At 65.8% G+C, this 7,361-nt stretch carries 8 protein-coding genes, 2 tRNA genes and 1 pseudogene; 8 read left to right on the top strand and 3 right to left on the bottom strand.

What is annotated here, in order from left to right; genetic code table 11:
* The 6 genes and pseudogenes from NS220_RS05490 to NS220_RS05515 all read left to right on the top strand — a co-directional run.
* A pseudogene (locus tag NS220_RS05490) lies at nt 1-339 on the top strand (DNA topoisomerase IV subunit B); the annotation flags it as partial.
* 61 nt (nt 340-400) lie between these two features.
* On the top strand, nt 401-3,031 hold the full coding sequence (gyrA, locus tag NS220_RS05495; protein ID WP_058623086.1) for a DNA gyrase subunit A: 2,631 nt from the start codon (nt 401-403) through the stop codon (nt 3,029-3,031).
* Nucleotides 3,028-3,432 (top strand): DUF3566 domain-containing protein, encoded by a 405-nt coding sequence (locus NS220_RS05500; protein ID WP_058623087.1) that lies wholly within the window; start codon nt 3,028-3,030, stop codon nt 3,430-3,432. Before gyrA ends, NS220_RS05500 begins: the two co-directional genes overlap by 4 nt.
* A 68-nt stretch (nt 3,433-3,500) precedes the next feature.
* A tRNA-Ile gene (locus tag NS220_RS05505) sits at nt 3,501-3,574 on the top strand.
* A 12-nt stretch (nt 3,575-3,586) separates the two neighbouring features.
* Nucleotides 3,587-3,659: transfer RNA gene (locus NS220_RS05510), tRNA-Ala, on the top strand.
* Nucleotides 3,660-3,825: 166 nt separating this feature from the next.
* Entirely contained in the window at nt 3,826-4,296 is a 471-nt protein-coding gene (locus tag NS220_RS05515; RefSeq protein ID WP_058623088.1) for an NUDIX hydrolase, read from the top strand.
* Here NS220_RS05515 and NS220_RS05520 read toward each other — a convergent pair.
* Both NS220_RS05520 and NS220_RS05525 read right to left on the bottom strand, forming a co-directional pair.
* The gene (locus NS220_RS05520; RefSeq protein ID WP_058623089.1) at nt 4,277-4,750 is read right to left on the bottom strand and encodes an aminoacyl-tRNA deacylase; all 474 of its coding nucleotides are present in this window, start codon (nt 4,748-4,750) and stop codon (nt 4,277-4,279) included. The two genes, NS220_RS05515 and NS220_RS05520, sit on opposite strands and share 20 nt — an antisense overlap.
* Nucleotides 4,747-5,319, bottom strand: a complete 573-nt coding sequence (locus tag NS220_RS05525; RefSeq protein WP_058623090.1) for a hypothetical protein — start codon at nt 5,317-5,319, stop codon at nt 4,747-4,749. The genes NS220_RS05520 and NS220_RS05525 overlap by 4 nt, the downstream gene beginning before the upstream one ends.
* A gap of 100 nt (nt 5,320-5,419) precedes the next feature.
* Here NS220_RS05525 and NS220_RS05530 point away from each other — a divergent pair, with 100 nt between their 5' ends.
* Nucleotides 5,420-5,977, top strand: a complete 558-nt coding sequence (locus NS220_RS05530) for a peptidylprolyl isomerase (protein ID WP_058623091.1) — start codon at nt 5,420-5,422, stop codon at nt 5,975-5,977.
* Nucleotides 5,978-6,148: 171 nt separating this feature from the next.
* Nucleotides 6,149-6,925, top strand: a complete 777-nt coding sequence (locus NS220_RS05535) for a rhomboid family intramembrane serine protease (protein WP_242864539.1) — start codon at nt 6,149-6,151, stop codon at nt 6,923-6,925.
* A 62-nt stretch (nt 6,926-6,987) separates the two neighbouring features.
* Here the strand turns inward: NS220_RS05535 and NS220_RS05540 are convergent, their stop codons facing one another.
* Nucleotides 6,988-7,227: a cell division protein CrgA gene (locus tag NS220_RS05540; protein ID WP_058623092.1), complete on the bottom strand. Its 240-nt coding sequence runs from the start codon at nt 7,225-7,227 to the stop codon at nt 6,988-6,990.
* Nucleotides 7,228-7,361: the final 134 nt, after the last annotated feature.

Consider the following 7,361-nt stretch of genomic DNA (forward strand, 5'->3'; position numbering starts at 1 on the left):
TTTCAGCCGCCGCTGTACCGCCTGAAGTGGTCCTACCACCGGGACTAGTACGCGTACAGCGACCGCGAGCGGGATGCTATGCTCGTCGACGGCCAGGTCGCCTGTCGCCGCATCCCGAAAGACACCGGCATCCAGCGCTACAAGGGTCTCGGTGAGATGAACGACCACGAGCTCTGGGAGACCACGATGGACCCGGAGACGCGCACGCTGAAGCAGGTCACGATCGACGACGCGGCCGCCGCCGACGAGATCTTCTCGGTCCTCATGGGAGAAGACGTCGAGTCGCGGCGCAGCTTCATCCAGCGCAACGCCAAGGACGTCCGCTTCCTCGACATCTGATCTCGTCGCCCCGCGACACTCCACGACGACGATCGACGACGCACTACGAAACTGAGAAGACATGGCTGACGACATCACGCCCGAGCCCGACGAGGTCCGGCCGGAACCCGCGCACAACCACGGCAGGATCGATCAGGTCGATCTGCAGCTCGAGATGCAGCGGAGCTACCTCGACTACGCGATGAGCGTCATCGTCGGCCGCGCACTCCCTCGCGTCGAGGACGGTCTCAAGCCCGTCCACCGCCGCGTGATCTACGGCATGTACGACGGCGGGTTCCGTCCCGACAAGTCGTTCTCGAAGTGCGCCCGTGTCGTCGGCGAGGTCATGGGGCACTACCACCCCCACGGCGACGCCCCGATCTACGACGCTCTCGTTCGTCTCGTGCAGCCGTGGTCGCTGCGCTACCCCCTCGCTCTCGGCCAGGGCAACTTCGGCTCCCCGGGTAACCAGGGGGCGGCGGCACCGCGGTACACCGAGACCAAGATGTCCCCGCTCGCGCTCGAAATGGTGCGCGACATCGAAGAAGAGACCGTCAACTTCGAGGACAACTACGACGGCCAGACGCAGGAGCCCGTCGTCCTGCCGTCGCGCTTCCCGAACCTCCTCGTCAACGGCTCGGTCGGTATCGCGGTCGGTATGGCGACGAACATTCCGCCGCACAACCTCCGTGAGGTCTCCGCCGGCGCCCTCTGGGCTCTCGAGAACCCGGATGCCACCCGCGAGGAGCTGCTGGAAGCTCTCATGGAGCGCATCCCCGGGCCCGACTTCCCCACCGCCGCGCAGATCCTCGGCACGCGCGGCATCAAAGACGCCTACCGCACCGGGCGCGGCTCGATCACCATGCGTGCCGTGGTGAACATCGAAGAGATCCAGGGCCGCACGTGCCTCGTGATCACCGAGCTGCCGTACCAGGTCAACCCCGACAACGTCGCGGTCAAGATCGGCGATCTCGCGCGCGAGGGCAAGATCACCGGAATCGCCGACATCCGCGATGAGACCTCGGGTCGAACCGGTCAGCGCCTGGTCGTCGTGCTCAAGCGCGACGCCGTGGCCAAGGTCGTGCTGAACAACCTGTACAAGCACACCCAGCTGCAGGAGAACTTCGGCGCCAACATGCTGGCGATCGTCGACGGTGTGCCGCGCACGCTGTCGCTCGACGGCTTCATCAGCCACTGGATCGACCACCAGCTCGACGTGATCGTCCGCCGCACGCGCTATCGCCTCCGCAAGGCCGAGGAGCGCATGCACATCCTGCGCGGCTACTTGAAGGCGCTCGACGCGCTCGACGAGGTCATCGCGCTCATCCGTCGGTCTCCCACGGCTCAGGATGCCAACGAGGGACTGCAGAAGCTCCTCGAGATCGACGACATCCAGGCGCAGGCGATCCTCGACATGCAGCTGCGTCGACTGGCGGCCCTCGAGCGCCAGAAGATCGTCGACGAGGCGACCGAGCTCGAGGCTCGTATCGCCGACTTCAACGACATCCTCGCGACGCCGGCTCGACAGCGCACCATCATCCGCGACGAGCTGACCGGGATCGTCGATCGCTTCGGCGACGACCGCCGCACGCAGATCCTGCACGGGTTCGACGGCGACGTGTCGATCGAAGACCTCATCGCCGAAGAAGAGATGGTCATCACCGTCACGCGTGACGGCTACATCAAGCGCACCCGCAGCGACAACTACCGGTCGCAGCACCGCGGCGGCAAGGGCGTGAAAGGTGCGCAGCTGCGCGCCGACGACGTCGTCGAGCACTTCTTCGTCACGACGACCCACCACTGGCTGTTGTTCTTCACGAACAAGGGCCGGGTCTATCGCTCCAAGGCCTACGAGGTTCCGGAAGCGGGTCGGGATGCCAAGGGCCAGCACGTCGCCAACCTCCTCGCGCTGCAGCCCGACGAGGAGATCGCGCAGATCCTCGACATCCGCGACTACAACGTGGCGACGTACCTCGTCCTCGCCACCCGCAACGGTCTGGTCAAGAAGACCCGTCTCGACGAGTACGACACGAACCGTCAGGGCGGCGTGATCGCGATCAAGCTGCGCGGCCAGGTCTCGGACGACACCGAAGAGGCCGAGCAGGGCGGCGCCGACGAGCTCGTCAGTGCGCTCCTCGTCGACGAGGGCGACGACATCCTGCTGATCAGCCGACTGGGGATGTCCCTCCGGTTCTCGGCGACCGACAACGCGCTCCGCCCCATGGGTCGGTCGACGTCGGGCGTGAAGGGCATGGACTTCCGCGAGGGCGACAGCCTGCTCTCGGCATCCGTCGCCAAGGACGACGAGTACGTCTTCGTCGTGACCGAGGGCGGCTATGCCAAGCGCACAGCGGTGACCGAATACCGTATGCAGAACCGCGGCGGGCTGGGCATCAAGGTGGCCCGTCTGACCGACGATCGGGGCGTTCTCGCGGGCGGAATGATGGTCTCCGAGGGCGACGAGGTCCTTGTGGTTCTTGCCAGCGGCAAGGTGGTACGCTCTGCCGTGGCCGAGGTGCCCGCCAAGGGACGCGACACGATGGGTGTCGTTTTCGCCCGCGCGGGAGGAGACGACCGCATCATCGCGATCGCGCGAAACGCAGAGCGCAACTTGGCAGAGACGACGGAGACGACCACGGAGCCCGCCGCATCTCCCGCGGACGAGGTCGACGCCTCCGCTCCCGAGACCCCTGAGGAAAGTACTGACGCATGAGCACGGTAGCCGACAAGCTTGCGAAGAAGTCGACTCACAAGACCCCCGCCAAGCAGGTCCGCCTGCGCCTGGTCTACATCGACTTCTGGTCGGCGGTGAAGCTGTCCTTCCTGGCGGCCGTGGCCGTCGCGATCGTCACGGTCGTGTCGTACTTCCTCATCTACCTGGTCGTGAGCGCCACGGGTCTGGTCACCAAGCTGGACGAGTTCTTCACGAGCTTCACCGATGGCGGGACGACGCTCTCGCAGTACATCGGTCTTCCTCAGGTGATGGCGTTCGCGGCCATCGTGGCGATCCTCAACCTCGTCGTCATCACCGTTCTGGGTGCCGTGGTCGCCGGGATCTACAACCTCGCGGTCAAGGTGACGGGCGGTCTGCTGGTCGGCTTCACCTCGAACTGAGGCCGATTCGGAAAAACCTCGGGATTCCGGTAAAGTCTTCGAGGTTGACGACATCACGTCGTCACAACGGGGCTATAGCTCAGGCGGTTAGAGCGCTTCACTGATAATGAAGAGGTCCCAGGTTCAAGTCCTGGTAGCCCCACCCCATCCCCACGGGGCCTTAGCTCAGTTGGTAGAGCGCCTGCTTTGCAAGCAGGATGTCGGGAGTTCGAATCTCCCAGGCTCCACATCTTCTTCCTCGGAAGGCCGGAGACGGTCGGTCAGCGAGCGCGGTGCCGCAGGATCACAAGGTCTTCGACATCCCCCGTTCGTGATTCCTCACTGAGGACGCCATCGGTCCCCTGGCGACGGAGCTTCTGCACGCACGTCCCCGGTCGCCGCTAGGGTGTCGCAATGGACATGCGAGTCGCCGCGTACGCCGTCATCACCGGCACCGACGACCGCCTGTTGCTCGCGCACTGGGTCGACGGCCGTCGTGCCGCGTGGACGCTCCCTGGCGGGGGCCTGGAGGCCGGAGAGGACCCCGAGCGGGCCGTCCGCCGCGAGGTGCGCGAGGAGACGGGATATCGCGTCGCTGTCGATGCCCTGCTCGGCATCCATTCCCGGGTGATCCCGGCGTCGTCGAGGCTCTCTGCGAACGCTGAAGGGCCCCTGCACACGCTCCGCATCGTCTATCGAGCGCATATCGTCGGCGGGCACCTCCGCCACGAGGTAGGCGGGTCCACGGACCGAGCCGAATGGTTCGCTCTTCCCGCAGTGCGCAAGCTTCGTCGCGTTCAGCTCGTGGACATCGCCCTTCGAATGGCGAAGCTTTCTCTGCGAGGTGACGGGGAGGGACGCGCGCTCACGCCCGAGGGACAGTGATGTCGGCGACGGTCGCATCGTAGGCGCGAAGGAGATCGTCGGCGTCGACGAACAGGCTGTACCCGTGAGCACCGGCGCCCATCGCGATGCGTTGCCCGACGATGCTCTCGTCCGCGTAGACCGGCCAGTCATGGGTGCTGCCGAGGGGAACGATGGTGCCGCGCTCGTAACCGGTAGCGGCACGGGCCAGCTCGGGTTCGGGGAGTCGGAGCTTGTTCACTCCGACCACCGCCCGCAGCTTCGCCCAGGAGATGGCTCGATCACCGGGGACCAGGGCGAAGAGGTACGTGTCGTCGGACCGCTTGACGACGAGAGTCTTCACGATCGACGCAGACGGGATGCCGAGGATCTCGGCCGCCTCGTCGAGGCTCGCGGCCGCGGGTCTTTGGCGCACATCGACAGAGAGGCCGCGCTCTCGCGCGGCCTCTCTGACTCTGATGGTGGGGTCGCTCACGCGTCCGGCGCGCGCAGCGGGTCGTCGGCAACCCACAGCTCGTCGTCGGCGCGCAGCGTCTGCCAGGCGGCGTAGGCGACGCCGGCCGCGGCGACGACACCGAGGATGATCGCGATCACGCCACCTGCACCGATGCCGTTGTTCTGGTGCGGCAGCTTCTTGGCGAGGTTCTTGGACGCCTTCTTGCCGTACTTCTCGGCACGCTTTGCGTACTTGTGCGCGTCGAGGTCGAAGCCCTGGCCCTTGGCGAGGCGGTCACGGGTGTCGCCAGCGGCGTCCCAGACCGACATCGCCCCACCCACGACAGCACCGGCGGCCGGGATGACCTTGTTGCTGAGGAAGCGGTTGCTGTACTTCACGCTCTTGTCGACGTAGGGCGCGGCGTACTTGTTGTACCCGTCCTGGACGGCGGGAACGAGGTCTTCGCGGCTGAAGCGGCCGAGCTGGTGGCCGGCTTCGCGAGCCACCTTTCCGCTCTCGCCCAGCAGAACCTGCTGCGACTCCCACACCTTCGCGGCGTGCTTCTGGAGCTTGCGCAGTTCCTTCTTGCTCTTGCGGCTGAGGCCCACGGCTCATCCTCCCTGTCGATGGGATGTACGTTTCTTCATCTTGCCAGACCGAGCGGCGCCCACCACGGACCCTTGCAGATAACTCTGAGAGAATGTACCCATGGCTACTCACACCGCCGTCGCGACCTTGCACACCAACCACGGCGACATCGTGGTCAATCTGTTCGGCGACCACGCTCCCCGTACCGTCCGCAACTTCATCGGTCTGTCCGATGGAACCCAGGAATGGACCAACCCCGCCACCGGTGCCAAGGGGGAAGGTCCGCTCTACAAGGACGTGATCTTCCACCGCATCATCCCCAACTTCATGATCCAGGGCGGAGACCCCCTCGGTCAGGGCATCGGGGGTCCCGGCTACAACTTCAACGACGAGATCCACCCCGAGCTCGACTTCACCGCTCCCTACAAGCTGGCGATGGCGAACGCCGGTCTGCGCCGCAACGCCATCACCGGCCAGCCGGAGGGCACGAACGGCTCTCAGTTCTTCATCACGACCGACCCGACGCCGTGGCTGCAGGGCAAGCACACGATCTTCGGAGAGGTCGCCGACGACGCCTCGAAGGCTGTTGTCGACGCCATCGCCGCGGTGCCCACCGGTGCCCAGGACCGTCCGAAGGCCGACGTCATCCTGCACTCGGTCGACGTCGTCTCGGTCTGACCTCCAAGGCGGCGGCGGGTGTCCACGACCGACGATTTCCGTCGTAACAGCGACAACTTCTGTTACCGGCATCCTGACCGGCAGAGCTTCGTGCTCTGCCAGCGGTGCCTGCGAACGGTTTGTTCGGAGTGTCGCACCCCCGCCGCCGTCGGCGTGATCTGCCCGGAGTGCATGGCGCAACAGCGTGCCGCCGAGACTCCCGCGCAGAAGAAGGCGGAACGCCGCTGGGCCTCATCGCGTCCGCTGGTCGCCGTCTCCTCCGGCCGCCCGGTGGCCACCTTGGCGATCATCGCGATCACGGGCCTTGTCTACATCATCGGCATCATTCCGGGCCTCGGGTCGATCCTCAGCAGCGCGCTGCTGTTCTACGGCCCGTACCTGGTGCCGCAGTTCGGCTCCTTCGAGCCGTGGCGCCTTCTCACGGTGTCTCTCGTGCACTCCGGCTTCTTCCACATCGGCCTGAACATGCTGGCCCTGTGGTTCATCGGGCGGAATCTCGAGCCCCTGCTCGGGCGCTGGCGGTTCGTCGCGCTTTACGTCCTGGGGACGCTCGGCGGATCGGTCGCGGTGGCATTGATCGCTCCGCTGACGCCCGTCGTCGGAGCCTCCGGCGCGATCTTCGCGCTCTTCGGCGCCCTGCTCGTGATCGGCCGCCACATCGGCGCGGACATCCGGGTCATCGCGGTGCTGATCGGGATCAACTTCGCGTGGCCGTTCGTGGTCGCGCTGATCACCTCGATCGGCACGGGTGATTTCGTTGCCGCCCTCAACGGTGTCGGTGTCTCCTGGCAGGCGCACCTGGGTGGTTTGATCACGGGAGCTGTCGTGGGACTCATCTACGCGCGCACGCGCCTCGCGCGCCAGAAGTCCCTGCAGATCGGATTGCTGGTCGCTGTGGCCGTTGCCCTGCTCGGGCTGCTCGTGGTGCCTGTCCTCGTGTACTACTGAGAGTTATCCACAGGCTCATCCACAGGTGGGGATGAATTACACGGGTGTAACTCGGACGGAAGTCAGCGCCAGCGCGTCGTCATCAGGAATCCCACGAAGGCGATTCCGAAGCCGATGACGAGGTTCCACGGACCGATGCCCGGAATGGGGAACTGCGAGTTGCTCAGGTAGAAAACCAGGACCCAGACCAGGCCGACGAGCATCAGGCCGATCATGATGGGCAGGAACCACACAGGGTTCGGTGCCGATGCACCCTCGTTGCGCTCCACGATCGGGTCGTCGCCGTTACCAGTTCGAGCCATGCGGCCCAGTCTAATGCTCAGGTGCCGCGGGACCCACGGAACTAGAATCGCCTGGTGTCCACCGCCTCCTCGCCGCAGACCCGTCGCGATGCCCGTCGGCGTCCTGCGTCCCGGCGTCCTGCGTCCCGGCGTCC

Origin of the sequence: Microbacterium testaceum (assembly GCF_001476655.1) — a bacterium.
Taxonomy (GTDB): Bacteria; Actinomycetota; Actinomycetes; order Actinomycetales; family Microbacteriaceae; genus Microbacterium; species Microbacterium testaceum_C.